The organism is Aequorivita flava (genome assembly GCF_038742595.1).
GTDB lineage: Bacteria > Bacteroidota > Bacteroidia > Flavobacteriales > Flavobacteriaceae > Aequorivita > Aequorivita marisscotiae.
This window is the reverse complement of the sequence record NZ_JBANCF010000011.1, coordinates 44554-71128: the sequence shown is the minus strand read 5'-3', so window position 1 is coordinate 71128 and position 26575 is coordinate 44554. Positions and strand designations below refer to the sequence as shown.

General features: G+C 37.4%; 23 protein-coding genes. 11 read left to right on the top strand and 12 right to left on the bottom strand.

Going from position 1 to position 26575, the window contains the following annotated elements:
• Window positions 1-70: 70 nt before the first annotated feature.
• Window positions 71-1192, bottom strand: a complete 1122-nt coding sequence (locus tag VZD24_RS12445) for a TolB family protein (RefSeq protein WP_342687804.1) — start codon at window positions 1190-1192, stop codon at window positions 71-73.
• 116 nt (window positions 1193-1308) lie between these two features.
• On the opposite strand from VZD24_RS12445, the gene VZD24_RS12440 reads away from it, so the two are divergent.
• A complete protein-coding gene (locus VZD24_RS12440) occupies window positions 1309-2541 on the top strand; it encodes a M20/M25/M40 family metallo-hydrolase (RefSeq protein ID WP_342687803.1) in 1233 nt (410 codons plus the stop codon).
• A gap of 204 nt (window positions 2542-2745) precedes the next feature.
• Here VZD24_RS12440 and groL read toward each other — a convergent pair whose 3' ends face one another.
• Entirely contained in the window at window positions 2746-4383 is a 1638-nt protein-coding gene (gene groL / locus VZD24_RS12435) for a chaperonin GroEL (RefSeq protein WP_279449991.1), read from the bottom strand.
• A 189-nt stretch (window positions 4384-4572) separates the two neighbouring features.
• Window positions 4573-4848 (bottom strand): co-chaperone GroES, encoded by a 276-nt coding sequence (locus VZD24_RS12430; protein WP_279449992.1) that lies wholly within the window; start codon window positions 4846-4848, stop codon window positions 4573-4575.
• A 378-nt stretch (window positions 4849-5226) separates the two neighbouring features.
• Between VZD24_RS12430 and VZD24_RS12425 the strand changes: the two genes are divergently transcribed.
• Entirely contained in the window at window positions 5227-5811 is a 585-nt protein-coding gene (locus VZD24_RS12425; RefSeq protein ID WP_279449993.1) for a laminin B domain-containing protein, read from the top strand.
• Between the two features lie 93 nt (window positions 5812-5904).
• Here the strand turns inward: VZD24_RS12425 and secG are convergent, their stop codons facing one another.
• Genes secG through miaB form a run of 7 tightly spaced genes read right to left on the bottom strand, consistent with a single transcriptional unit; the run spans window position 5905 to window position 12306 of the window.
• The gene (secG, locus tag VZD24_RS12420) at window positions 5905-6249 is read right to left on the bottom strand and encodes a preprotein translocase subunit SecG (RefSeq protein WP_342687802.1); all 345 of its coding nucleotides are present in this window, start codon (window positions 6247-6249) and stop codon (window positions 5905-5907) included.
• Window positions 6246-7172 carry a DUF8458 domain-containing protein gene (locus tag VZD24_RS12415; protein ID WP_279449995.1) on the bottom strand — a complete coding sequence of 309 codons (927 nt, stop codon included), beginning with the start codon at window positions 7170-7172 and terminating at the stop codon, window positions 6246-6248. The genes secG and VZD24_RS12415 overlap by 4 nt, the downstream gene beginning before the upstream one ends.
• A 58-nt stretch (window positions 7173-7230) precedes the next feature.
• On the bottom strand, window positions 7231-7743 hold the full coding sequence (locus VZD24_RS12410) for an LptE family protein (protein ID WP_342687800.1): 513 nt from the start codon (window positions 7741-7743) through the stop codon (window positions 7231-7233).
• Window positions 7744-7776: 33 nt separating this feature from the next.
• Entirely contained in the window at window positions 7777-9054 is a 1278-nt protein-coding gene (locus VZD24_RS12405) for a sigma-54 interaction domain-containing protein (RefSeq protein WP_279449997.1), read from the bottom strand.
• A gap of 41 nt (window positions 9055-9095) precedes the next feature.
• Window positions 9096-9947 carry a hypothetical protein gene (locus VZD24_RS12400; protein WP_279449998.1) on the bottom strand — a complete coding sequence of 284 codons (852 nt, stop codon included), beginning with the start codon at window positions 9945-9947 and terminating at the stop codon, window positions 9096-9098.
• Window positions 9948-9964: 17 nt separating this feature from the next.
• Window positions 9965-10855 (bottom strand): hypothetical protein, encoded by an 891-nt coding sequence (locus tag VZD24_RS12395; RefSeq protein ID WP_279449999.1) that lies wholly within the window; start codon window positions 10853-10855, stop codon window positions 9965-9967.
• An 11-nt stretch (window positions 10856-10866) separates the two neighbouring features.
• Entirely contained in the window at window positions 10867-12306 is a 1440-nt protein-coding gene (gene miaB, locus VZD24_RS12390; protein WP_342687799.1) for a tRNA (N6-isopentenyl adenosine(37)-C2)-methylthiotransferase MiaB, read from the bottom strand.
• Between the two features lie 261 nt (window positions 12307-12567).
• Between miaB and topA the strand changes: the two genes are divergently transcribed.
• The 7 genes from topA (at window position 12568) to VZD24_RS12355 (ending at window position 22200) form a co-directional block, all read left to right on the top strand.
• On the top strand, window positions 12568-15102 hold the full coding sequence (topA, locus tag VZD24_RS12385; protein ID WP_279450001.1) for a type I DNA topoisomerase: 2535 nt from the start codon (window positions 12568-12570) through the stop codon (window positions 15100-15102).
• On the top strand, window positions 15102-16265 hold the full coding sequence (locus VZD24_RS12380; RefSeq protein ID WP_279450002.1) for a formimidoylglutamase: 1164 nt from the start codon (window positions 15102-15104) through the stop codon (window positions 16263-16265). The genes topA and VZD24_RS12380 overlap by 1 nt, the downstream gene beginning before the upstream one ends.
• Window positions 16266-16380: 115 nt before the next feature.
• Window positions 16381-17754, top strand: coding sequence for a T9SS ring complex lipoprotein PorK/GldK (gene porK, locus VZD24_RS12375; protein WP_279450003.1), 1374 nt, complete (start codon window positions 16381-16383; stop codon window positions 17752-17754).
• Between the two features lie 63 nt (window positions 17755-17817).
• Window positions 17818-18483, top strand: a complete 666-nt coding sequence (gene porL, locus VZD24_RS12370; protein ID WP_279450004.1) for a type IX secretion system motor protein PorL/GldL — start codon at window positions 17818-17820, stop codon at window positions 18481-18483.
• A gap of 44 nt (window positions 18484-18527) precedes the next feature.
• Window positions 18528-20102 carry a type IX secretion system motor protein PorM/GldM gene (porM, locus tag VZD24_RS12365; RefSeq protein WP_342687798.1) on the top strand — a complete coding sequence of 525 codons (1575 nt, stop codon included), beginning with the start codon at window positions 18528-18530 and terminating at the stop codon, window positions 20100-20102.
• A gap of 24 nt (window positions 20103-20126) precedes the next feature.
• Window positions 20127-21026 (top strand): type IX secretion system ring subunit PorN/GldN, encoded by a 900-nt coding sequence (gene porN / locus VZD24_RS12360; protein ID WP_279450006.1) that lies wholly within the window; start codon window positions 20127-20129, stop codon window positions 21024-21026.
• 130 nt (window positions 21027-21156) lie between these two features.
• Window positions 21157-22200 (top strand): NAD(P)/FAD-dependent oxidoreductase, encoded by a 1044-nt coding sequence (locus tag VZD24_RS12355; RefSeq protein ID WP_342687797.1) that lies wholly within the window; start codon window positions 21157-21159, stop codon window positions 22198-22200.
• Between the two features lie 13 nt (window positions 22201-22213).
• Here VZD24_RS12355 and VZD24_RS12350 read toward each other — a convergent pair whose 3' ends face one another.
• Entirely contained in the window at window positions 22214-22597 is a 384-nt protein-coding gene (locus tag VZD24_RS12350; RefSeq protein WP_279450008.1) for a DUF983 domain-containing protein, read from the bottom strand.
• An 84-nt stretch (window positions 22598-22681) separates the two neighbouring features.
• On the opposite strand from VZD24_RS12350, the gene VZD24_RS12345 reads away from it, so the two are divergent.
• Complete coding sequence (locus VZD24_RS12345; RefSeq protein ID WP_342687795.1) at window positions 22682-24592, top strand: ABC-F family ATP-binding cassette domain-containing protein; 1911 nt, start codon at window positions 22682-22684, stop codon at window positions 24590-24592.
• A 38-nt stretch (window positions 24593-24630) separates the two neighbouring features.
• Window positions 24631-24813: a CPXCG motif-containing cysteine-rich protein gene (locus VZD24_RS12340; RefSeq protein WP_279450010.1), complete on the top strand. Its 183-nt coding sequence runs from the start codon at window positions 24631-24633 to the stop codon at window positions 24811-24813.
• A 108-nt stretch (window positions 24814-24921) separates the two neighbouring features.
• Here VZD24_RS12340 and VZD24_RS12335 read toward each other — a convergent pair whose 3' ends face one another.
• Window positions 24922-26469 carry an AsmA family protein gene (locus tag VZD24_RS12335; RefSeq protein WP_342687793.1) on the bottom strand — a complete coding sequence of 516 codons (1548 nt, stop codon included), beginning with the start codon at window positions 26467-26469 and terminating at the stop codon, window positions 24922-24924.
• Window positions 26470-26575 lie beyond the last annotated feature (106 nt).

Here is a 26575-nt window from a genome sequence, read left to right as displayed (position 1 = left end):
ATTCATGAAATCCAAAATCGTCAATCACCAATCATCAATCATCAATCGTTAATCAACAATCGTCAATCTCTTAATCCTGCCATTCCGCAATAAATAGATTGGTGTCACGGCCGCCGCCATTATTTCTATTGCTCGAGAAAGCCAATTTTTTTCCATCATTGGAAAAAACGGGAAAAGCATCAAAGGTTCTGCCGTGCGTAACGCGCTCTAAGTTTTTACCATCAATATCAATTAAATACAAATTAAATGGAAATCCTCTTTCGGCTTCAAAATTACTGGAGAACAAAATCTTTTCGCCCGATGGATGGAAAAATGGCGCCCAGTTTGCATTTCCTAAATGTGTTAATTGACGCAATTCGCTACCGTCGGCATTACAGATAAACAATTCCATTTCGGTAGGTTGTACCAAACCTTGCGCAAGCAAATCTGTGTACTCTTTAATTTCATTTTCAGTTTTTGGTCGCGATGCTCGGAAAATTAATTTTGACCCGTCTGGAGAGAAAAATGCCCCTCCATCGTATCCCAACTCATTGGTTATTTGTTTTACATTTTTTCCATCAATATCCATGGTGTAAAGCTCCAAATCGCCACTTCGCATAGAGGTGAAAACAATTTTATCTCCTTTGGGCGAAACGGTTGCTTCGGCGTCGTAACCTGGTTCATCGGTAAGTTGAGCGGTAACATTTCCTTCTAAATCTGCTACAAAAATGTCGAAGCTATCATATACCGGCCAGACGTATTTACCGTCTTTTTTCACCGGTACTTCCGGACAGTTTTCATCTTTTAAGTGGGTGCTTCCGTAAACAATATGTTTTCCGTCTGGCAGAAAATAGCTGCAGGTAGTTCGGCCTTTTCCGGTGCTTATCATAGGTGGTTGCTTGTCTTTAAAAGTTTCATCGGCATTCATTAAAAACATTTGGTCGCAGTTTACGCCCCAATTTTTAAAATTACTTTGAAAAATTAATTTGCTGTCATCAAAACTCCAGTAGGCTTCGGCATTATCGCCACCAAAAGTTACTTGCCGGATATTTTTAAAATGCTTTTCTTCAGAATAAATTAAGGTGTCTCCCGTTTTTTCATCCAGCACCGCTTCGTATTGGGCCGTGGATTTCGGGGTTTCTGAAGTATTTTTGTCGCTATTCTTGCAAGCTGTTAACAGGCAAAAGAGAAAGAGTAGATAAATGAATTTCATTTGTATTTAATTTTATTAGAAATTGAAATAAGAATCGTTACTATTAATATGCCATCGCAAAGCGCGGGTTACACCAAATGTTTCAATTTAATGTATTTTTGTGCAAAAATAACGATATGCGAACAATATTGATAGTATTTCTGGCACTTCTGGTTTTTTCGTGCAAACAAAACACATCTGTAAAAAAAGTTAGCATGCAGGAAGACGTTGCCATTTTAGCCAACGATAGTTTAAACGGAAGAAAAACAGGATCTGAAGGCGAAATGAAAGCCGCAAAATATATTGCAAACAGGTTTGAAACTTTGGGATTACAACCGAAAGGAACTGAAAGGTTTTATCAAAAATTTACGTATAAGGCAAGCAAAAACCCACATCAAGAAGCGGAATTCACTACCGAAAATAACGATAGTACCCAAACGGGTAAAAACGTAATAGCATATTTAGACAACAATGCTGAAAACACGGTTGTTATTGGCGCGCACTACGACCATTTAGGAATGGGCGGTGAGGGTTCGCTGTACCGCGAGGGCGAGGCGATCCACAATGGAGCTGACGATAATGCCAGTGGTGTGGCGATGATGCTGCATTTAGCCGATTCGCTTCAAAAAAGGGATTCTCCAAAAAAAAATAATTATCTTTTTATTGCTTTTTCAGGAGAAGAGGAAGGTTTGTTGGGCTCAAATTATTTTGTGAAAAATCCAACAATCAATACAAAAAAGGTGACGTATATGATTAATATGGATATGGTGGGGAGATTAAATTCTGAAAAAACTTTGGCAGTTTATGGCATTGGCACTTCTCCTGTTCTAAAGCAAATAGTGAATGCAAATGCTGGCGATTTAAATATTGCCGAAAATGAAAGTGGGGTTGGCCCCAGCGATCATACCTCGTTTTATTTGGCCGATATTCCGGTGCTTCATTTTTTTACTGGGCAGCACGAAGATTACCACAAACCGAGCGACGATACCGAAAAGGTAAATTTTGAAGGAATGAAATTAGTTTCAAATTACATTTTCAGCATTATTAAAGATTTGGACAGCCAACCAAAACTTGCATTTAGAAAAACTAAAAATGAAAGCGAAGTGGTACCGGATTTTAAAGTAACTTTAGGAGTAGTACCCGATTATCTTTTCAGCGGCAAAGGCATGCGAATTGATGGCGTAAGCCAAGACAAGCCTGCCCAAAAAGCCGGTCTGCAAAAAGGCGACGTGGTAGTAAAAATGGGCGAGCACGACGTAACCGATATGATGAGCTATATGAAAAGCCTTTCCAAATTCGATAAGGGGCAAACGGCTACCGTAACCATTGATAGAAAGGGAGAGTTAGTAGAGGTTGAGGTTACGTTTTAAGAAATAAAAAAACCTAACAGGTCTCCAGTCTCGGGGACCTGTTAGGTTTAATTAAGTACTGAGTACAGACAAGGCATGCCTTATTCTGGGTTGAGACAAGGCATGCCTTATTCTGGGTTGAGACAAGGCATGCCTTATTCTGGGTTGAGACAAGGCATGCCTTATTCTGGGTTGAGACAAGGCATGCCTTGTCTCAACGATATCCTACATCATACCGGGCATTCCGCCACCCATTGGAGGCATTCCGCCACCGCCTGCATTCTCTTCTTTAATATCAACCAGAGCACATTCGGTAGTAAGAATCATCCCTGCAACCGAGGCAGCATTTTCAAGTGCTATACGGGTTACTTTTTTAGGATCTATAATTCCTGCTTTTAGCATATCTACATACGATTCGCTTTTAGCATCGTAACCAAAGTTTTTCTTGCCTTCCAAAACCTTGTTTATTACAACGGAGCCTTCACCACCAGCATTTTCAACAATTGTGCGGAGTGGAGATTCAATTGCTTTACTAACAATATTTATACCTGTTGCTTCGTCCAAGGTTTCAGTAGTAAGCTTTTTAAGCACTTCAATTGCGCGAACTAAAGCTACACCACCACCGGCTACAATGCCTTCCTCAACAGCTGCTCGGGTTGCGTGAAGCGCATCGTCCACACGATCTTTTTTCTCCTTCATTTCTACTTCGGAAGCAGCACCTACATAAAGAACCGCTACACCGCCAGCCAATTTAGCCAAGCGCTCCTGTAATTTTTCTTTGTCGTAATCGCTCGTTGTAGATTCTATTTGCGATTTTATTTGATTTACACGGCCTTTAATATCTTTTTTGTCACCGGCACCATTTACAATTGTAGTATTGTCTTTATCAATTGTTACGGTTTCCGCAGAGCCCAACATTTCGATAGTAGTGTTTTCCAAAGTGAAACCGCGCTCCTCCGAAATAACTGTACCACCTGTTAAAATTGCGATATCTTCAAGCATTGCTTTTCTTCTATCGCCAAAACCTGGTGCTTTAACAGCTGCAATTTTTAACGAACCGCGAAGTTTGTTTACTACTAAAGTAGCCAAGGCTTCGCCATCTACGTCTTCAGCAATTATTAAAAGAGATTTTCCTTGTTGCGCCACTGGCTCAAGAACAGGGAGTAAATCTTTCATTGATGAAATTTTCTTATCGTAAAGCAAAATCATTGGATTTTCCAATTCAGTTTGCATTTTTTCTGTGTCGGTTACGAAATACGGAGAAAGGTAGCCGCGATCAAACTGCATACCTTCCACAACATCAACGTAAGTTTCGGTTCCTTTTGCTTCTTCAACAGTGATAACGCCTTCTTTTCCAACTTTTCCGAATGCTTTAGCAATTAAATCGCCAATTACATCGTCGTTGTTTGCTGAAATTGAAGCTACTTGCTTTATCATTTCAGAAGAATTGCCAACTTTCGTAGTTTGCTTTTCAAGATTTGCAACAATGGCTTCAACGGCTTTATCGATACCGCGTTTCAAATCCATCGGATTTGCGCCAGCAGCAACATTTTTTAAACCTTCTTTTACAATTGCCTGAGCAAGAACGGTTGCAGTTGTTGTTCCGTCACCAGCAAGATCGTTGGTTTTTGAAGCTACTTCCTTCACCATTTGTGCGCCCATATTTTCCAGCGCATCTTCCAATTCAATTTCTTTTGCAACGGTTACACCATCTTTGGTTACTTGTGGCGCACCGAAAGATTTGCTAATAATTACGTTACGACCCTTTGGGCCCAAGGTTACTTTTACTGCGTTTGCCAATGCATCAACACCACGCTTAATACTGTCGCGGGCTTCTACATCAAATTTTATATCTTTTGCCATAAACTTTTGAATTTTATTATTTCCGCGAAAGCGGAAATCTCGTTATTAATATTTATAAATTTTAAATTTTTGCTTTTAAAGAAATTCCAAATTACAAGCACCAAATTCCAAATAAAATTCAGAAATCAATTTTAAAAAAAGTTTCGTATTGGGATTTATTTCTTTGGGATTTGGATTTTGCAATAATTGTTAAATTATTGCCAGAATGTCGTCCTCGCGCATAATTAGGTAGTCTGTACCGTCAAATTTCAATTCGCTTCCGGAATATTTTCCATAAAGAACAGTATCACCAACTTTTACGGTCATTTTGTGGTTTTCTTTTCCTTTTCCCACGGCTACTACTTTACCTTGTTGTGGTTTTTCTTTTGCCGAATCTGGAATGTACAATCCCGAAGCTGTTTTTGTTTCTGCCTCTTGAGGCTGAACCAATACGCGATCTGCTAATGGTTGAATTTTTAATGCCATATTAAAATTTTAATTTTATAATTCCCGTGAAGACGGGAATCTCGTTAAACTTATGTTTAAATGTTTTGTTTGCTAATTGGCAGAAATTGTGCCACTGCCCATAAACTGACAGTTTACAAAACAAAAATGTCAGCTTGTCAGAAGTCCGGAATAAATAGCCGAAAAATTAATAGGTTTATCTTTCAATATTGCTACCATCTCTATTATAAAAGGAAGGAGATTTTACTTTGTAAAGTGCTATTTATAGCTTTATATAATAGTAACACATTTAGAGTAATACAATTAGTTTAATGCAATAGTTATTTCCATACTTCAGCAATAAATTGAATGTAATTTAATTTTATAACTTTGATAGCGAAATCAAATTAAAGTAAATTTATGAGAACACATATTCAATTTTATATAATGGCACTAACTGTAATGATTTTACTATGGGGTTGCAAAAATGAAATGGTTTCTTCGCATTTTAAAGAAAATGCCGAAGATTGGACTATTATGGGTGATGCCCAAGGCGATATGGTTCAACCCACTTACACATCACAGGGTGGGGCTGTAGATGGTTATATACAAGCCAAGGACGATGCAGCAGGTGGTGTTTGGTATTTTTCAGCGCCAAAAAAGTTTTTAGGAAATAAAGAAAGTTACTACGGACGCACCCTTAATTACAGTCTATATCAAAAACCAGAAAAGAACAAACAATTTGATTCTCCAGACATTATCCTTGCCAGCGGGGAAAATCAAATTTTTTATTTGGTTGAAGATTCTCCAGATACTACTTGGACACAATATAGGGTGAAAATTGGCACGGATACAAATTGGTTTTATGGAAATTATAAGGATAAAAGTGAAGCTACGGAAGCGCAGATTAAATCGGTGCTATCTAATTTAGATAAATTTTGGATACGAGGTGAATATAGAACGGGGGATGATTATGGAGGTCTTGATGAAGTGGTTATTGAATAGCTAAACTATTCAATTCTAAAAATAGCTATTATTAAGAAATAAAAAATGCCAGCTTTATTGAGCTGGCATTTTTACATATATTTTAAAGAACTATTAGTTAGCCCCTTCTGGATTTTCCGTTGGCGTATCTGTAGTTGTAGGTACTGCTGGAATTGTATTTTGGATTGCATTTTCATCAAAAGTTTTTGATTGTAAACTATTGCCGCCCATAATAAAAACGTTAGATCCCAAAATAAGTGCAAGCATAATAGCAGCGAGGGTCCAAGTACTTTTATCTAGAAAATCACTAGTATTTTGTACACCACCAATTTGTGCACCACCGCCACCGCCAAATGATGAGGAAAGTCCTCCGCCTTTTGGGTTTTGTACCATTATAACTACGACCAATAAAAAGGCCACTATCATTATTAAAACTAAAAATATTGTAAACGTACTCATGATTGTTCTGTATTAATCAATTTTTCTATTGCCCGAATTTGGTCTGCAAAGAAACCACTTTTTTCGGGATTTTTCAAAATTAATATTTTATATGCTTGAATTGCTTTTTTATAATTTTTTTGTTGCAAATAAACTTTCGCCAAAGTCTCCGTCATCAGTGAATCAGAAGGTTGTGGTTGGGTGTTTTCTAAGGTAACATTTTCCTGTTTTGGTGCCTTTTTTTCTATTTCTGAAGGAATAATTTTAGGTTTTTCTTGAATAAATTTATCTATTAATTCAAATTTTCTTTCGCGTTCATCTTGATCGGTGATGTTTTCAGAAGTAAACGTTTTTTCCTTTTCGGAATCATTTTCAGCACGATTAATGGGTTTTGCCTTTGTAAGTTTTAACCATTCGGCAAACGAATGTGTGTCGTTTTTTGTAAACGCTAATGGTTTATTAGTATGCAAAGTTTCTTCGGCATTTTCGCTGTTTTGTTCGTCTTTCTTTTCAACTAATTTTGAAACAGAAGTTACTTTTCTTTGAAAAAGTTCGGGGTTTAAAATATCTTCGGCCTTTTGCATTTCGGCCTTTAGTTGTTTGTCTATTTCGAGACTAATTTGTTCTGAAACATTTTCGGCTTCAACTTTTATTTCGGCTACCGAAGGATCGTGCTGCAAAATGGTTTGCGAAATTTCATTTTGAATAAATTTTTCCGAAGTAATATATTCAAACAAAATATCGCGATCGGTTGTGTGGGCGGCAGTAAGTTTTAAAGCATCGTTGTATAGAAAGCTATCTTGATTTTTTAAACCTTTTAGCTGTAAAGCCCGTGCACTTTGAAAATATGGGTATTTTTTTATCAGTACACTCAAAGCATTTAAATCCTCAGAAGTAACTTTCTGTGGATTGGCTAGGAGATATGTGTAATTTTCAATTTTCAAATTATATCAGGGTCTTTTATGTTTTTAAGACGTACTTTTTATTTGAACAGTTAAATAGTTACCAATTTGCAAGCGATTTATTAAAAATGTCTTGCGTTAAACGTTCAAAGATAATATCTACCGCGGCGTCTAGTTTTGAGCCAGTTAATTGTGTCTGGCCGTCGTAATCATAATAAAAGCTAAAGGGTTGCTCAAAATCTTTTAATGGTTCTTTTGTATTGTAAAAGCGTACGTTTACGGCAATTGTTAATCTGTTTTGCGCTGCGGTGCTGGTAGAAGTGGCGGTAATTGGCGCTATATAAAATTGGGTGATTTCTCCTTCGTAAACCAGATCGCCGTTGCTGTTTACCAAATCTAAACTGGTTTGGTTTAAAAGCAAGTCCTGCAGTTTTTGCGTAAAATCGCGTGCAATTCCGGGTTCGACAATGGGAGCGTTATTCTGAAAATAATTAACCTGAACGGTTTTTGTGGTGCTGTAATTAATATCGGCACCGGTAAACGAATACGGTCCACAAGCTTGTAACGTAACAGTAAGCAAGATTACTACTAAAGCTGAAAATATTTTTGGCATTTATATTAATTTATTTTTTGCTATTGCTGGGCGCTATAGATCGTACTGTTTAATCTTTCGGTATAACGTTCGTTCGCTAATACCCAACTCGTCTGCGGCATCTTTTCGTTTTCCGTTGTACTTTTCGAGCGATTTTTTAATGAGTTCCAATTCTTTTTGCTGAAGCGATAGATTTTCTTCTTCTTCAATATCTTCGGCGTATTCGTACTTGTCATTTCGTTGTTCCGATGCGTGTTCCGGAATGCTAAAAACTTCTACGTCGTTTTGTGAATTGTTGTTTTCCTCTTCAATTATTGAAGCCAGTTCCTCTTCGGCATCATTGTCTTCGGCATAAATTTTATTAATGAGCGACGATTGCTCTTCTTTAACCTTTGCCGTATTGCCAGTTTTCATTAATTCTAAAGTAAGCTTTTTAAGATCATTTACATCTCGTTTCATATCAAAAAGCACTTTGTAAAGTATTTCGCGTTCGCTGCTGAAATCGCTTTCAGCCTTTTTCGCATTTATAACTGCCGGCAAATTACTGCCCATGTCTGGCAAATAATGCTTTAAAGTATTGTAATTAATTTCGCGATTTTGCTCTAAAACTGAAATTTGTTCGGCCACATTTCGCAACTGGCGTATGTTACCGCTCCATCTATATTGCAGCAGTAATGCCGTAGCGCGTTCGTCTAAGCGAATGGTTGGCATTTTATATTTCTGTGCAAAATCTGCCGCAAATTTTCGGAAGAGCAAATGTATGTCTTCTTGCCGTTCCCGTAAAGGTGGCAAATTAATTTCTACGGTACTCAATCTGTAATAAAGATCTTCGCGAAACTTTCCTTTTTCAATAGCTTCCACCATTTTTACATTTGTGGCGGCCACGATGCGAACATCGGTTTTTTGCACTGCGGAAGAACCAACTTTCATAAACTCGCCATTTTCCAAAACCCGAAGTAGTCGTACTTGCGTTGGCAATGGTAATTCGCCAACTTCATCTAAAAAAATTGTACCCCCATCGGCTACTTCAAAATACCCGCTACGGGTAGCGGTTGCGCCGGTAAAAGCACCTTTTTCGTGACCGAAAAGTTCGCTGTCAATGGTTCCTTCTGGAATGGCACCGCAGTTAACGGCAATATATTTACCGTGTTTTCTGTGGGAAAGCGAATGTATTATTTTTGGAATACTTTCTTTCCCCACACCGCTTTCGCCTGTAACCAATACCGAAATATCTGTTGGCGCAACCTGAATTGCTTTTTCTACGGCACGGTTTAATTTTGGATCGTTGCCTATTATTCCAAATCGTTGTTTTGTTGCTTGTATGCTTTCCATATTGTTATCCCCGCAACCGCGGGGATCTCATAATTTTAGTTTTAATAATACTCGTAGGTTAACTCTTTAATAATTACATCGTTCTTCTTAATTTCTGCACTTGTAGGATAACCCTCAGAATTATAAATTGTGGTTTTGGTCTTTACATAGTTTGAATCTGGCACTGAGCTATTTACAGTAACACGTGTGTAATTGTTTTTTGAAAAATAATTATGTCTGTTGAACAAACTAAGATGATCGCCAATGGTGGCGTTAAAATAATTATTTTCAACACATTCGTAGAGTGGGTTTATGCCTTCATCATATTCAAAAACATAAGTTTTTTCAAATCCATTATTTAGAGTTTCATTGATAGATTGAATGTTATCGCCGCTATATTCAATAATTTGGGTAGCTATTCCCGTATCTGTACTAACGTAGTTTTTTACAATCTTTCCCTCGGCATTGTAATAAATTTCGCCATACATAGAAGATTGCTGAAATGTAAGTTTTGTTGGTTCCATAGAATAATCACGAATTCCCACAACATCGCCGGTGCCACTCAGAAAAGTGATTTTGTCAATGTTGTTGTCTTGATCATACGCAAAAACATCTTGTCTGCCTAAAACATCATCCCCGTAAATAAAGCTTTTCTCGCTAATTTGTCCAGAATTATTGTAGTTGTATAACCAATACAAAGTCATATCTGAATGAATCGTGCTTTCGTGCGTAGTTTGTCCAGATTCATCAAACAGTCTTTCTAAGGTGTAATTGTCTGTACTTTGATCAAAAAAGAAATTTTGACTAAACTTCTTGATTTTAAATTCCTGAATTTCTTCAGGTGTGTTGTCATCGTTATTAGAGCAAGCTAAAAACAACAATGTTGTTGCAAATAAAAATAAAATACGTTTCATAACTTTTGATATTAAGATTAATAATATTCGTAGGTTAATTCTTCAATTAGAGTTCCGTCTTTTTTAACAACCGCACTGGTTGGGTAGCCATCTGTGTTATATTGAAATATTTTTAAAAGCGTATAATTATCCTCTGGGAATTGTGAATTTGTGTAAACCTCGCCCGTAAAATTATTAGGTGATAAAAATGGTTTCCAATAATTTAAGTTGAACCAATATTGCCCTAATAAATCCAAATGATTTTCATTAAAGGATGTATGGAGCGGATTTATTTTAGTATCGTATTGGTAGGTGTATTCCGATAAAATATCGGGTTCGCCGTAAATTCCGGTGTTACTTATACTAGGTCTTTTCATTATATTATTTACCGCATCATAGTATAAACTTTCAGTTGAAAATCCGCCCATGTCAATTTCGTTGTGTATAGAGGTAAGTATATTACTGTTATAATTTAATGTGGTATAAAAACCAGGGGATCTGTGTTCTATTGAAATTTTATTGGGCTGATGTGTCAATTGAAAATATATATCGGGAGTTCCCCCATCAAAAGATTCGGATATAAAGTCTAATTTATTTTCTGAATCATAGGTGTACTCAAGGGATCTATTTCCGTTAACTCCTTCAAAAATCATCACACTTTCCGTTAATCGTCCAAGTTGATTGTAGTTATAATTAATAATTCGGGTGTAATCTGAATTTGCTTCATCCTCTTTTTTTTGTGATAATCTGCCGTTTTCATCAAAAAAATATACAGTGCTGTTTCCTGTTGGATTTCCGTTGAGATCCACCGAGACCTTTGAAAATTTTTTGATTTTTAGTTCTTGTGGGTTTTCTGAACCGTTATTATCGTCATTGGAGCACGCCAAAAACAATAAACTTGCTGTAAAAAGAAATAGAATGCGTTTCATATATATTGGTTTTATGAGTATCCAACTGCTTCGCCAATAAGCGTTGCCGTAGTACAATCGGTTATTTTTACGTTTACAAAATCTCCCGCTTTATAATTTTTCTTCGGAAAAACCGCAACATTATTATGCTCGGTTCTTCCGCTCCATTCGTCTTTGTTTTTCTTCGATTCTTTTTCAATTAAAACGGTTACTGTTTTGCCTAAAAAAGAAGCCGTGCGAATAGCGCTATGACTTTGTTGAAGATCTACAATCTCTGTCAATCTTCGGCTCTTTGTGTCTTCCGGCACATCGTCTTCCAGTTTGCGGGCAGCAGCTGTTCCAGGTCGCTCAGAATATTTATACATATAACCAAAACTGTATTTTACATATTCCATAAGGCTTTTTGTGTCTTCGTGATCTTCCTCAGTTTCTGTTGGAAAACCAATAATCATATCCTGCGAAATGGCGCAGCCGGGAATAATTTCCCAAATCCTGTCTATCAATTTTATATATTCTTCCCGCGTATGCTGACGGTTCATTTCTTTTAGAATTCGGGTGCTTCCACTTTGAACCGGAAGGTGAATATGGTTGCAGATATTTTTGTGTTTTGCAACAACGTGCAAAACTTCTTCGTGCATATCCTGCGGATTGCTGGTTGAAAACCGAATGCGCATTTTTGGATGTGCCGTCGCAACCATATCGAGCAATTGTGCAAAATCAGTCGCAGTTGCTTGTTGCATTTCCGAAGCATTTTTGAAATCTTTTTTCAGTCCGCCACCATACCAAAGGTAGCTATCTACATTTTGGCCTAGCAGCGTAATTTCTTTATAGCCTTTTTCATCCAAATCTCTCACCTCTTCCAGAATGCTCTGTGGGTCTCTACTGCGTTCGCGGCCTCTTGTAAAAGGCACTACGCAAAAGGTGCACATATTATCGCAACCGCGGGTAATGCTAACAAAGGCGGTAATTCCGTTTCCGCCTAAACGCACGGGCGAAATATCGCCATACGTTTCTTCTTTTGAAAGAATTACGTTTACGGCGTCGCGACCTTCCTCCACTTCTTTCAGCAAATTAGGGATATCTTTGTAAGCATCTGGGCCAACAACTAAATCTACTATTTTTTCTTCCTCAAGAAATTTTTCCTTTAAACGCTCAGCCATACAACCCAGAACGCCAACTTTCATTTTTGGATTGGTCCTTCTCTTTACAGCGTTGTATTTTTCTAAACGTTTGCGAATGGTTTGTTCAGCTTTATCGCGAATGGAGCACGTATTCACCAAAACCAAATCGGCTTCCTCAAGTATATTTGTTGTGTTGTAACCTTGGTCTGAAAGTATGGAAGCCACTATTTCGCTGTCACTAAAATTCATGGCGCAGCCGTAGCTTTCAATATATAATTTTTGAGAATTATCTGTGCGCGCCTCAAGTGTTAGCGTGTTGCCTTGCGTGCTTTCGTCTATTACTTTTTTCATAAAAATCAATCTACCTTCTAAAATTTGAAATCTTAGTTCTTGAATTTGCAAAGATACAATTAATTGCGAGCGGTGACAAAGTGGCAGATTGCTTTTAATAAAAATTATTTTAATTTTAAAAATTACACGAATGTGCTATTAAAAATATAGAAAAATTGGCGTTTTTGAATTGAATATCGGGGCGGTAGTTTTCAAATTTCACACCCGAAACCTTTGGTATTAAAAAATTCATATACTTTTGCACTCACAATAATAAAGGATATGGCAAAGAATTTAGTGATAGTTGAGTCCCCTGCAAAAGCAAAAACCATTGAAAAATTTCTTGGGAAAGATTTTAAAGTTTCTTCGAGTTTTGGGCACATTGCAGACCTTCCGTCCAAGGAATTGGGGGTAGATGTAGAAGGAGATTTCACACCTAAATATATAGTGAGCAGCGATAAGAAAAAGTTGGTCGCAGAATTAAAGGCACTTTCCAAAAAAGCCGATATGGTTTGGCTAGCAAGTGATGAGGATCGCGAGGGTGAGGCAATTGCGTGGCATTTGGCAGAGGAGTTAAAGTTGGATGATGCCAAAACAAAACGGATTGTTTTTCACGAAATTACAAAGTCGGCTATTTTAAGGGCTATCGAAAATCCGCGTCAAATAGATTATAATTTGGTAAACGCACAGCAAGCACGACGGGTTTTGGACCGTTTGGTAGGATACCAACTTTCGCCCGTACTTTGGAAAAAGGTAAAAGGAGGTCTTTCTGCAGGTCGTGTGCAATCTGTTGCCGTGCGATTAATTGTGGAGCGCGAGCGCGAAATTGAGGCTTTTTCACCGGTAGGGTCTTATAGGATTGATGCGGAGTTTACTACGCTAGATGGCAGTAAGTTTAAGGCTAAACTTCCAAAGAATTTTGAAACAGAAGAAGAAGCCCGCGAGTTTCTTCGGAAGAATTTGGGCGCCGATTATAAAATTTCAGATTTAACAAAAAAACCAGCAAGCAAAAGTCCGGCGGCACCGTTTACCACTTCAACCTTACAACAGGAAGCCGCGCGAAAATTATATTTTTCGGTAGGAAAAACAATGACCATTGCGCAACGGCTTTACGAAGCAGGACTTATAACCTATATGCGTACCGATAGCGTTAACCTAAGTAAGGACGCTAAAAATGCGGCTCAAAAGGAAATTGAAAAATCATACGGGAAAGAATATAGCAAGCCCCGCGATTACAAAGGGAAAAGCAAGGGCGCGCAAGAAGCTCACGAGGCCATTCGCCCTACAGATATGACCCAGCACACTATTACGGGCGATCACGACCAAGCCCGCTTGTACGATTTAATTTGGAAACGAACCCTTGCTTCGCAAATGAGCGATGCGCAATTGGAGCGTACCAATGTGAAGATTGATGTAATTTCCAAAGAAAAAGTTTCTGAGAATTTTACCGCAAATGGTGAAATGATAAAATTTGATGGGTTTTTAAAAGTGTATTTGGAAGGAACCGATTTTGAGGAGGAGGAGCAAGAGGGAATGTTGCCAAATATGAAAAATGGCGATTCGCTCCAAAACAACTATATTACCGCTACAGAACGATTTACACGTCCTCCGTACAGATTCACGGAAGCCTCATTGGTAAAACAATTGGAAGAACTTGGCATTGGCCGACCTTCTACTTATGCACCTACTATTTCAACAATTATAAGTAGAAATTATGTAGAGAAGGGGACCGTGGAAGGTGTGGAGCGAAAATATTTGCAGCTTACCCTTCAAAAGGAAAATGTAAAAGACAAAACGTTGACCGAGACCGTTGGATCGGATAAAGGAAAATTGGTTCCCACCGACATTGGGATGATTGTAAACGACTTTTTGGTAGAGCATTTTGAAAATATTCTCGATTATAATTTCACTGCCAAAGTAGAGCAAGATTTTGACGACATTGCCGAAGGAAAGGAGGAGTGGACGAAAATGATGAAGGATTTTTACGACAAATTTCACCCGCAAGTGGAACATGTGGAGGAAAATGCAGACCGGGAAAGTGGCGAGCGTATTCTTGGCGAGGATCCAGAAACGGGCCGAACCGTTCTAGTGCGCTTAGGTAAATACGGGCCCATGGCACAAATTGGCGCGCCAGACGATGAGGAGAAAAAGTTTGCCAGCTTACGTCCAGATCAGCAATTGCATATGGTAACCTTTGAAGAAGTGATGGATCTGTTTAAACTTCCAAAAACGCTTGGCATTTACGATAATGAAGAAGTTGAGGTTAACAATGGACGATTTGGACCTTATGTTCGTTTTGGTAAAACCTTTATTTCACTTCCAAAGGGGATGGATCCACTAGATGTGGATATGGCTTTCGCAAAGAAATTAATTGAAGAAAAAAAGAAAGCCGACGCACCTATATATATGTATGAAGATTTGCCCGTTCAAAAAGGGGTGGGGCGTTTTGGTCCGTTTATAAAATGGAACAACATGTTTATTAACGTAAACAAAAAATACGATTTTGATAATCTCTCCGATCAAGATATTGTACAACTTATTGAAGACAAAAAACAAAAGGAAATTGATAAGTTAATCAACGAATGGCCGGAAGAAAAAATACGTATTGAAAAAGCGCGATGGGGCAGATTTAATATTATAAAAGGAAAAACTAAGGTGGAATTGCCAAAAGGCACCGAGGCCGACAAAATATCTTTAGAAGAAGCAAAAGCTTTGTTGGAGAAGAAAAGTCCAAAAAAGAAAACTGCAGCTAAGAAGAAAACCGCCGCAAAAAAGAAAACCACCACTAAGAAAAAAGCTACAGCTAAGAAAAAATAATGATAGCATTTTTATCTCCAGTTTCAAAAAAGGTGTTGGCACATCGCGAAATTCTACCTTTGGGAACCTTAGGAAAACAAATTGACCCCCATGCCGAAAAGGAGGAGCTGCCCAATTTAAAAGGTGTAAAGTTTGCCATTGTTGGAATTAAGGAAAATCGTGGCGATGTAGATTATATTGGCGAAGACCTCTGTTTTGATCGGTACCGGAAAGCATTGTATTCGCTTTATCCTGGCAATTGGAATTACAAAATAATAGATCTCGGCGATATTGAAAAGGGCAACACAGTAGAAGACACGCGTTTTGCAGCAAAGGAAGTTATTGCTGCCCTGTTAAAAAAACATATTGTGCCATTGGTGCTCGGTGGAAGCCAAGATTTGGCCTATGCACAGTATCGCAGCTACGACAATTTGGGGCCGATGGTAAATGTGGTTAATATAGATAATAGATTTGACCTCGGAAATGCTGAATTGCCAATTTCGAACAAATCGTATGTAGGAAAAATGGTAGTAGACCAGCCGTATAATCTTTTTAATTATAGTGCTCTCGGTTACCAATCGTTTTTTAATGCGCCGCAGGAAATTGCATTAATGGACAAACTTTTTTTTGATGCTTACCGCTTGGGCGAAATCACTGCTGATTTAACTACGGTAGAGCCTATTATGCGCGATGCAGATTTGGTAACTCTAGATGTTACAGCAATAAAAAGTTCAGAATTAAGTTATAAAAATAATGATAGCCCAAATGGTTTTGACGGCCGCGAAATTTGTGCAATTTCGCGATATGCCGGTATAAGCAATAAAGTTAAATCTTTTGGCGTTTATGAATTAAGTAATTCTATTGAAAGTAAGAGCGGTGCAATGCTTGTGGCGCAAATACTTTGGTATTTTATTGAAGGCTATAATTTTAGGGTTGCCGATGATGATTTTGACAACGAAAGTCTTTTTACCACCTATAAAGTACCCATTGAAGACCAAGTTTTAGAATTTAAAAAAAGTAATAAAACAGAAAGATGGTGGATTGTTTTGCCTTTTCTTTCAAATGTTAATAATAAATTAAAAAGGCGTACGTTATTACCTTGCACTTATGGCGAATATTTGGGTGCATGTAATCAGGAAATTCCTGAAAGGTGGTTGAAAGCCCGCTACAAGAATGAAGTATAACTTAAGTAAACAAGTAAAGGTAGGTATCAATGAATTTTCAAAAAAAAAAATTGTTTTTTTGGATTTTTATAGATACGTTTACGCCCTTGAATCTCAAAATTTAACCAAAATACCTATGAAGAAGTTTATTGCATTAACTGCGATCGTTGCCTTTTTATTCAGTTGTAACTCTGGAGACCGAGGCGAATTGGTTGGAGTAAAAGGTAAAAAATGGTATCCTCAAAAACCTTATGGAATGACTCTTATACCTGGTGGATCCTTCATTATGGGTAAAAGTGATGACGATTTTGTTGCGGTAAATGATGCCCCAACAAAAACGGTTACCGTTCGCTCATTCTATATGGATGAAACCGAAATTACAAATTCGGAATACCGTCAATTTGTAAATTGGGTAAGAGATTCTACCGTACGATTACGACTTGCAATTCAGGCAGACATGGTTGGGGCAACTCCTGGCGATGGCGGAATTGGTGAATTTGCATTCGTTGATCAGGAAAACGAAGAAATGACGCCGTACCAACAATATATGTACGATAATTATTTTGGGATGGGTGAAGATTACTACGCCGGTAGAAAACTGAATGATAAAATAGATATTATTTGGGATACTTCGGAATATCCAGACGAATACTATTCAGAAGTGATGGATACCATGTATATTCCAATTGAAGAATCGTACAACGGACAGCGTACTATAGATGTTAGCAAGCTGAAATTCCAATATACTTACATGGATATTCAGGCTGCCGCAAGAGACAAAAGCAAACGAAGAAAAGATTTTATTAAAAAGGAAGAAATAAACATTTATCCAGATACAACCGTTTGGATTAGAGATTTCAACTACTCGTATAATGAGCCAATGCACAACGATTATTTTTGGCATCAAGCTTATGGCGATTATCCAGTTGTTGGGGTAAGCTGGAAACAAGCGAAGGCATTTACCGCTTGGAGAACATTATATAAAAACGCGTATCAAAAATCTAAAAACAAGAATTTCGTAAATTCATTCCGCCTCCCTGGAGAAGCAGAGTGGGAATATGCCGCTCGTGGCGGTCTTGAATCTGCAACCTATCCTTGGGGTGGTCCTTATGCAAAAAACGACCGCGGTTGTTTTATGGCAAACTTTAAGCCATTACGCGGAGATTATGCTGCAGACCAAGCCTTGTACACCGTAGAGGCTAAAAGTTACGAACCAAACGATTTTAACCTCTATAATATGTCCGGAAACGTGGCAGAATGGGTGGCTTCTTCTTACGACCCCGCTTCCTACGATTTCAGTTCAACTATGAACCCGAATGTAAATGACGATGATAATATGCGTAAAGTGGTGCGTGGTGGTTCTTGGAAAGATGTAGCTTACTTTCTTCAAGTAAGTACCCGTGATTACGAATATGCAGACTCGGCAAGAAGTTATATAGGCTTCAGAACTGTTCAAGATTACATGGGAACAGACGTAGTTTTAAATCAAAACTTTGGCGACGCGCGCTAATACCCCATATTTACTAAACTCAATCAACCTTAACTAAAAACTCTCAATTAAAAATTAAGCATTATGGCACAATCAAAATCATCTAAAAAACTATTTAATATGGCCTATGGCCTTGGAGCATCCGTTGTTATTTTAGGAGCGCTTTTTAAAATTCTTCACTGGGAAGTAAACCTTGGGGTTTTTAATCTAGACGGAGGTCTTCTATTGGCAATCGGACTTATTACTGAAGCAATTATTTTCGCAATCTCTGCATTTGAGCCTGTAGATGACGATTTGGATTGGTCTTTGGTTTATCCTGAATTGGCTGGTGGTGCTAGTGCAAATAGAAAAGCTGTTGCAAAGGAAACCGAAGATGCGCAAGGGCTTTTGTCTAAAAAATTGGACGATATGCTTAAAGATGCGCGTATTGATTCAGAATTAATGAACAGCCTTACTACAAGTATCCGTTCTTTTGAAGGTGCCGCCAAAGGAATGGCTCCAACTGCTGAAGCAATGAATTCAACTAAAAAGTACAGCGAAGAAATGGCGCTTGCAGCTGCACAAATGGATTCATTAAATAGCTTGTATAAAGTTCAGATAGAGTCAACAAGCCGTCAAGCTGAAGCAAACAAAGAAGTTGCTGAAAATGCAGAACAATTAAAACAACAAATGCAGCACTTAGCTACCAACCTTTCTTCATTGAACGGCGTTTACGGAGGTATGCTTTCTGCAATGGGTAGTAAAAACTAAGATAGGGTTTCACCTTAATTATTAATCTTTAAAAAAGAATAAAAATGGCAGGAGGAAAACTATCCCCAAGGCAACGAATGATTAACCTGATGTATCTGGTTTTCATTGCAATGCTAGCACTTAACATGTCTAAAGAAGTATTATCGGCTTTTGGACTTTTAAACGAAAAAATATCCGAGGCGAATGTATCAACATCGCAGCGTAACCAACAATTTATGGAAGGTCTGGCTGTAAAAGCAGCTGACGAACCAGGTCAATATGCCGCAGTTGAAGCAAAAGCTAAGGAAATCTCACAAATATCAGATGAGCTGGATATCTACATTGCTAGTCTTAAATCGGCTTCAATGGAAAAAGTAAAAGATCCATCAGATTACGAAGTGATGGATAAACCAGATTATTTTAACAATCTGTTTTTTACAGGAGATAAATACAAAAAAGGCGGACAAGAATTTATTGATCAAATGGATGCCTACCGTACCGAAATGATTAAAATTCTATCAGATCCTGCCTTGGAAAAGGTTGCTGGTATTGAGGAAATAAAAAAATCTATTGAAGCTAACTTTTCAACCGCGGAAGAAACCAATCGCAATGGTAAAAAAGTAAAATGGTTAAATTATAACTACGAAGGCTTCCCATTGGTAGCTTCAATTACTAAGCTTACTCAGATACAAGCTGACGTTAAAACAACTAAAAGTGAAGTTTTACAAAGAATGTTGGCAGGACAACAAGCTGCAGCATTGTCTTTTAGCAACTACTCTACATTAATGGAAACTTCAAAATCTGCCTATTATGCAGGCGAAACTTTTGATGGAGCTATTGTTTTAGGACGTACAGATGAAAGCACTAAGCCAAAGAGAGCCGAATTAACCTTAGACGGAAGAAAACTTGAAGAAGGCAAAGATTATACCTTCGAAGGAGGTAAGGTAAAGCTAAGCGTTAGTGCAGGTTCTCCAGGTGATCATAAAATAGAAGGAACCTTATACTACGGTGAAGGTGGTGAAGAAACAGAAGTAGCGGTAGATAGATCTTTCGCTACAATTTCAATGCCTAACTCTGCAGTAATTGCTGCAGATAAAATGAATGTAGTATATCGCGGAGTAGATAATCCAATGACGGTTTCTATTCCAGGTATTCCGGACAATAAAGTAAATGCCTCTGCACCTGGCTTATCTAGAGTATCGGGTAGTAAATATGTTATGCGTCCTGGTTCTGGTAGAACGGTTACTATTTCGGCAAACGGAACATTGCCAGACGGCAAGCCAGTTGGCTCTAAATCTGAATTCCGTATAAAGGATATTCCTGCGCCAGTGGGTGCCATTCGTGGCGAAACCGGAATTGTGCGTATGGAACGCGGCGGTCTTGAAATTTCATCGGTATCGGCAGTATTGCCAGATTTCGATTTTGATGTAAACTTAAATGTTTCCGGCTTTAGTTTCAAAGTTTCTGGGCAACCAACAGTACGTGTAAACGGAACCAAATTAGATGCAGCTGCAAAAGGCGCTCTAAGAAGAGCGGGAAGAGGCGAAACCGTACAAATTTTCGATATAAATGCGAAAGTATCAGGAAGTGGCGTTATACTTAAGAAAACTTCGCCAGTAATTATCGAATTGACAAACTAATTTTAGAATAAAACCCCTATAGGTATGAATTTGAAAAATGTTGTTTTATGTGTTTTGGGTTTAGGAATGGCAGCTAGCGCCTCTGCGCAAGTAAATATTCTTAATGCCAAAACCCCAGAGGATATAGGCAAAAAGACCGAATCGCAAATTGCTTATGATAATGATAAACCGTTACCGTATGGGTACACGGACGAGCGTGATGTGTTATGGTCTAAAACCACGTGGGAAATTATTGATCTAGACGAAAGAGTTAATTTTCCTTTGTACTACCCTATAGATACAAACAATATTGGCGCAGATAGACGTTCGCTTTATGATGTTTTAGTGAAAAACATTAAAAACGGAAAGATTGATGGCGTTTATGCCGATTCATATTTTACCGAAAAAAGAACTTTAAAAGATATTGAAGCTTCTTTGGTTTATAGCGATACTACAGATTTAGGTATTGAGCAATACAATGCCGAGGGTGTAGTAGATCCACAATATGTACGTCGCTTTGCACTAAACGCTGGCGATATTGAAGCTTGGCATATTAGAGGCTATTGGTACTTAGACAAGCGCCAAGGCGAATTAAAATACCGTTTGCTCGGTCTTTGTCCTGTGGCAAACGAAGCGCGTTCTAAAGCTTTTCCAGAAGATGGAGTTGATGCTAAAGTGGAACTTTTTTGGGTATGGTTTCCGGGAGCTCGGGAGGTTTTACACGAAGCAAAAGCCTTTAACCGAAAAAATACTTCGCAGCCAATTTCATACGATCATCTACTAAATTCAAGACGCTTTAATGCCGTGATTTACAAAGAAGATAATGTATATGGCGATAGAGGTGTTGATGATTACATTAGCGACAATGCACTTATGCAATTGCTTGAGTCTGATAGAATAAAGGAACAAATACGTAATATAGAAATTGATTTGTGGAATTATTAATAATTCAATAAATCTAAAAATTGAAATAAAGCCCTTCAAGTTCCATTTTGGAATGTGAAGGGTTTTTTTATTGCCAATTGTAAATTATTAAACCAAAGAATGTCATTTCGCAAAAAATAGAATCGTACAAATGAAAAAGGTTGATTATATTGTTGTTGGTCTTGGAATAGGTGGCATTTGTTTGTGTGAGCAGCTTAAAAAGCAAAACAAAAGTTTTGTAACTATTGACGGAGGGAGTAAAGGGGCAACCGCAAAATCTGGGGGCGTTTTTAATCCAACGGTGCTTAAGCGCTTTACCGCAGCTTGGAATGCTACAGCTTTTTATCCTGCGGCTATTGATTTTTATACCGACCTCTCAAAAGAATTAAATGTTGAATTTTTTACCAAAACACCAATATTTAGAATTTTTAAAAGTATTGAGGAACAAAATAATTGGTCCGTAGCAAGCGACAAAATTGAATTACGGCAATTTCTTTCTTCAAATTTTTTAAAAAATACCAACCCATCTATTAATGCTGCTTTTGGTTTTGGTGAAGTATTGGGAACCGCAATAATAAAAACCGAAATATTACTTTCGCATTACCGTGATTATTTGCAGGCTGAAAATATATTGCTATCTGAAAATTTTCAATATCAATTATTGGAGCAGCAGGAAAATGGGGTTTGCTATAAGAACATTTCAGCTAAGAAAATAATTTTTGCGGAAGGTGCCAGCGCAATTAATAATCCATTTTTTCCGAAACAAACAATTGTGGGCAATAAAGGCGAATACCTATTAATTCAGGCGCCGGAACTAAAGTTAGATACGTTGTTGAAGGGCGCATTTTACGTAATTCCCCACGGAAAGGATATATATAAGGTGGGTGCAACATTTAACCGAGATGACTATACAGACCATCCCACAGAAACGGCAAAGGCAGAAATTCTGTCAAAATTAAAAATCTTTATAAACTGTCCGTTTAAAGTAATCGGGCAAACCGCGGGGGTTCGGCCTACCACCAAAGATCATAGACCTATTTTAGGAAGTTTAAACAATCATCCAAACCTTGTGTTTTTTAATGGCTTGGGCTCGCGAGGTTTTTTGATGGCACCTCTGCTTTCGGAAATACTTATTAATGTGCTGGAAAAGGAACAACCCCTTCCTAAGGAAATGGACATTAAAAGACTCTTGTAAGTTCAATAGCCTATTATTTTGCTTTTTCTTCGTTATAATCTACAAAAAAATTAATCCAGATATTTCTTGAAACCCTTACAATTGGAGGATAGAGTATTACTAACAAGAGAATAATGACACCGAACGTATAATTTCTGTCCAACCCAATAATAAAATAGGTTATAATAAAGGCTGCAATTGCCAAGGCACATCCCACGCCGTAACTAACGTACATTGCACCAAAGTAAAACGACGGCTCTATTTTAAATTTTTGCCCACAATGACTGCATGTATCGTGCATTTTCATGATTTTGGAAACTTTATACGGATTTTTTTCCAGATACATTTCGCCTTTATGGCACACCGGGCAAGTGCCGGTAAAAATACTATAGAGTTTAGAACCTTTGAGGAATTGCATTATAGGCTTTTTTAGCACTGCAAAAATAAGCATCTTTGCAGATATTTCAGCGGTAATACACAAATCATCATTCCGAATTTATAAATGATAAATATCCACAATCTTTCGGTTTCCTTTCAAGGCGACTATTTATTCGAAAAAATTACATTCCAGTTAAAGCCGGGGGATCGCGTGGGCTTGGTTGGTAAAAATGGTGCAGGCAAATCTACCTTGCTCAAAATTATTGCCGGAGAACAGGAATATGACAGCGGCCAAATTGCAACCGATAAAGAAATTTCCATCGGCTTTTTAAAACAGGATATAGATTTTGAAAAAGGTCGTTCGGTTTTAGAAGAATCTTACGAAGCCTTTACCGAAATAAAAAAACTTGAAAAAAAGCTTGAAGAAATAAACATTCAACTCGCTGAGAGAACAGATTATGAGAGTGATGGCTATCATCAACTTATGGTAGATTTAAATGATGTCCAGCATCAGTACGAAATTCACGGTGGATATAATTACCAAGGAGAAACCGAACGTATTTTGCAGGGGTTAGGTTTTCAAAGAGAAGATTTTACCAAGCGTACCGAGACTTTTTCCGGTGGTTGGCGGATGCGTATTGAATTGGCAAAATTGCTGCTTCAAAATAACGATATTCTGCTGCTGGATGAACCTACCAACCACTTAGATATAGAGTCTATTCTTTGGCTCGAAGAATTTTTAAAAAGCTATGCAGGGGCTGTTGTTATCGTATCGCACGATAAAATGTTTTTAGACAATGTTACGAACCGAACTATTGAAATTTCCCTTGGAAAGATCTACGACTTCAATAAGCCATATACGCAGTATTTAGTTCTTCGGAATGAATTGCGCGAACAACAATTGGCATCCCAAAAAAACCAACAAAAACAAATTGAACAAACTGAAAAGTTAATAGATAAATTTCGCGCTAAGGCCAGTAAGGCAACCATGGCGCAATCGCTGATAAAAAAACTAGATAAAATTGATAGAATTGAAGTAGATGAAGACGACAATAGTGTAATGACACTGCGTTTTCCCGTTTCAATTACTCCCGGAAAAGTAGTAATTGAGGCTGAAAATATTTCAAAAAGTTATGGAGACAATAACGTTTTAAACAGCGTAGATTTATTGGTGGAGCGCCAGAGCAAGATAGCCTTTGTTGGTCAGAACGGTCAAGGTAAATCTACATTGGCGAAAATTATTGTTGGCGAAATTGAACACGACGGTAAAGTGCTTTTGGGCCATAATGTGCAAATAGGATACTTTGCCCAAAACCAGGCCGATTATTTAGATGGCAGTAAAACGGTGTTGGATACAATGATAGACGCTGCCAACGAAAAAAACAGAAGCAGAGTACGCGATATTTTAGGATCGTTCCTTTTTCATGGCGATGAAGTTGAAAAATATGTTCGTGTACTAAGCGGTGGCGAGCGCAACCGTTTGGCCTTGGCTAAGCTATTGTTACAGCCGTTTAATGTTTTGGTTATGGATGAACCCACAAACCATTTAGATATAAAATCTAAAAACGTTTTAAAAGATGCTTTAAAAAACTTTGAGGGAACGTTGCTTTTGGTTTCCCACGACCGTGATTTTCTACAGGGATTAACCAATAAAGTTTACGAATTTAAAGATCATCACATCAAAGAATACTTGGGCGATATTGATTATTTCCTCGAGCAACGGAACCTTGAAAACCTGCGCGAAGCCGAAAAACGTACAGTAGTTGCCGAAACCAAAGTGAAACGAACGGCGGGCGAAGAATACGAAATTCAGAAAAAATTGAAATCGGTTAAAAATAAATTGAGCAATGTGGAATCTACCATTTCTTTTTTGGAAAAGGAGATTGCGAATATAGACACCGAGCTTCTAATTAATTATGAAGAAACCATTGCTAAGCCACACTTTTTCGACAAGTATCAAGAAAAGAAAAAGAAGCTTAAAAATTTGATGGAAGAATGGGAACTGCTTCAAGAAACGCTAGATTCTTTATCATAAAAACCATAAAATTTCTGAAAATTCGCTACATTTAGTATATGCACGAGCACTTTTTTCAATGCCCACATTGCTGGGAAGAAATTTCGATGTTGCTGGATACTTCTGTGCGGCAGCAAACCTATATTGAGGATTGTGAAATTTGTTGTAATCCAATTGAAATAGCCGTTAGTTTTCAAAATGCCGAATTAACTGCATTTACAGCGCACCCAATCGGACAGTAAGTTTGAAGAGGACGTAGCTCTGCAATTATAAAAAATTATTCACAACGTAAAATAGTTTGTGATATAGGAAATTTCAAACTGTAGTTTTATTAGCTCACATTCAAAATTTTAAATCATAATTTTGGTTAGTGCAGCTTTTATGCTAATCCAAAGAAAATTAAACACCGATTTAGATTTATCTCTCTTTGCTTCGGCTACCCCTTTCTTGTATGAATCTCCATTTTCAGTACTGTTTTTTGATATAAATATATTGGCAATTGCCGAGAGTACTGTGTTCTTTTTTCTTCCGTCTTGCTGAAGAATTTTCACCTTAAAATCAGAATAACTAATTTTCATATTAGTGGTAGAAGTACTGTTGTTGCCATCAATGGTAAAAAAGGTTTTATTGGTTTTTCCTTCCAGTCTCACTTTTAAATTTGGTTCGGTAAAGTTGTTCATTTTATTTGCTGCAAGTGTTCCTAAGGTTCCTTGAAACAAAAATGCGTCTTGTTTATTATTAACGTCAAAACTCCAATCTACCGAAATGGGCGTACTATCCATAAAGTTTGCTTCAATTTTAATTGTGGTTTTTTCAGGACTTTTATAGGTGTTGCTCAAGTTGGAAATGGCGGCGTTTAAATTATTAAAAGTAATTGAACCGCCCATGTTTTCGGCTTTTACGCGTTCTTCATATTTAATTTTTGCATCTTCAATTCTTAAGGAATTTACCGTTAATTCAAAAGGTAGCTCACGTAGCATTTTACTGTAAAGTGGTTTTGTTTTTAAATCGTCAGCTACCAATTTATCGCGATATATTTCTAATGAAGGCGCAGTTAAAGACACTTTTTTGCTTTGTGCAAAAAACTGGCGATTATTAAATCCGAAATTAATTCCCTCAACGGTTACTTTTTTTAAAGTAAGGTCGTAGTGATCTCGTTCTGTGGTTATAATTTTTGAAAGTTGCGTTTTTGAATACTTCGTGTGCAGTCTAAGATTTTTAAAAATGGCAACTGTATTTTCTAGGGCAAAATCCTTTACGGTTAAATTTTCATAAGGACTCACTTTTACAAATACGGAATCGCTGGTTGCTTTGTAATTGTCAAAAATCATGGGGATTTTTCTCCGTACGGTATTCTTGTCTATTTTAATTCCCGTAACCGCTACGGACAGTCCTTTGGTGTATAGTTTTGTAGAATCTTTACCTTTTTCATAAATAACAAACTTACTATTGTCAATTCGAATATTTTTTACAAAAATGGGTTTGTAGATATCAATAATTCCTTTGTTAACCGTATCGGTACTTGGCACAACACGATCTTTATAATAAGCCATTATTGGGTTTTCAACAGAAATAGTTTCAATGTGTATTTCGTCTTTAAACAAATAATCCCAATAGCTAATGTGTGAAATTTTCAGCTTTTCAACATTTATAAACGTGTGTTTTAGACTATCTGTTTTATTCTTTATTATAAGTGAAGCATTGGTTATTGATAGCGAGCCCCCAAAAGATTCTACGGTAATGGCATCGTAGGAGCGAATCATGTTTTTTGGCAAACGCTCATTTACAAATGATTCCAGTTTATTTTTTAAGAAAATATTTATGGAGACGGTAGCGATAATAAAAACGATACCTAAAGTAAATACAATATAGAAAGTCCTCTTTATTTGTTTGTTCATAAATTAAAGATAGGCAAAGAAAATAACGCAAAAACAACTTTATATAATACTTTGCAAAATTTAATGAAGGAGCGCTTGTGGAGTCGAAAAAGCTTCTTATCTTTGC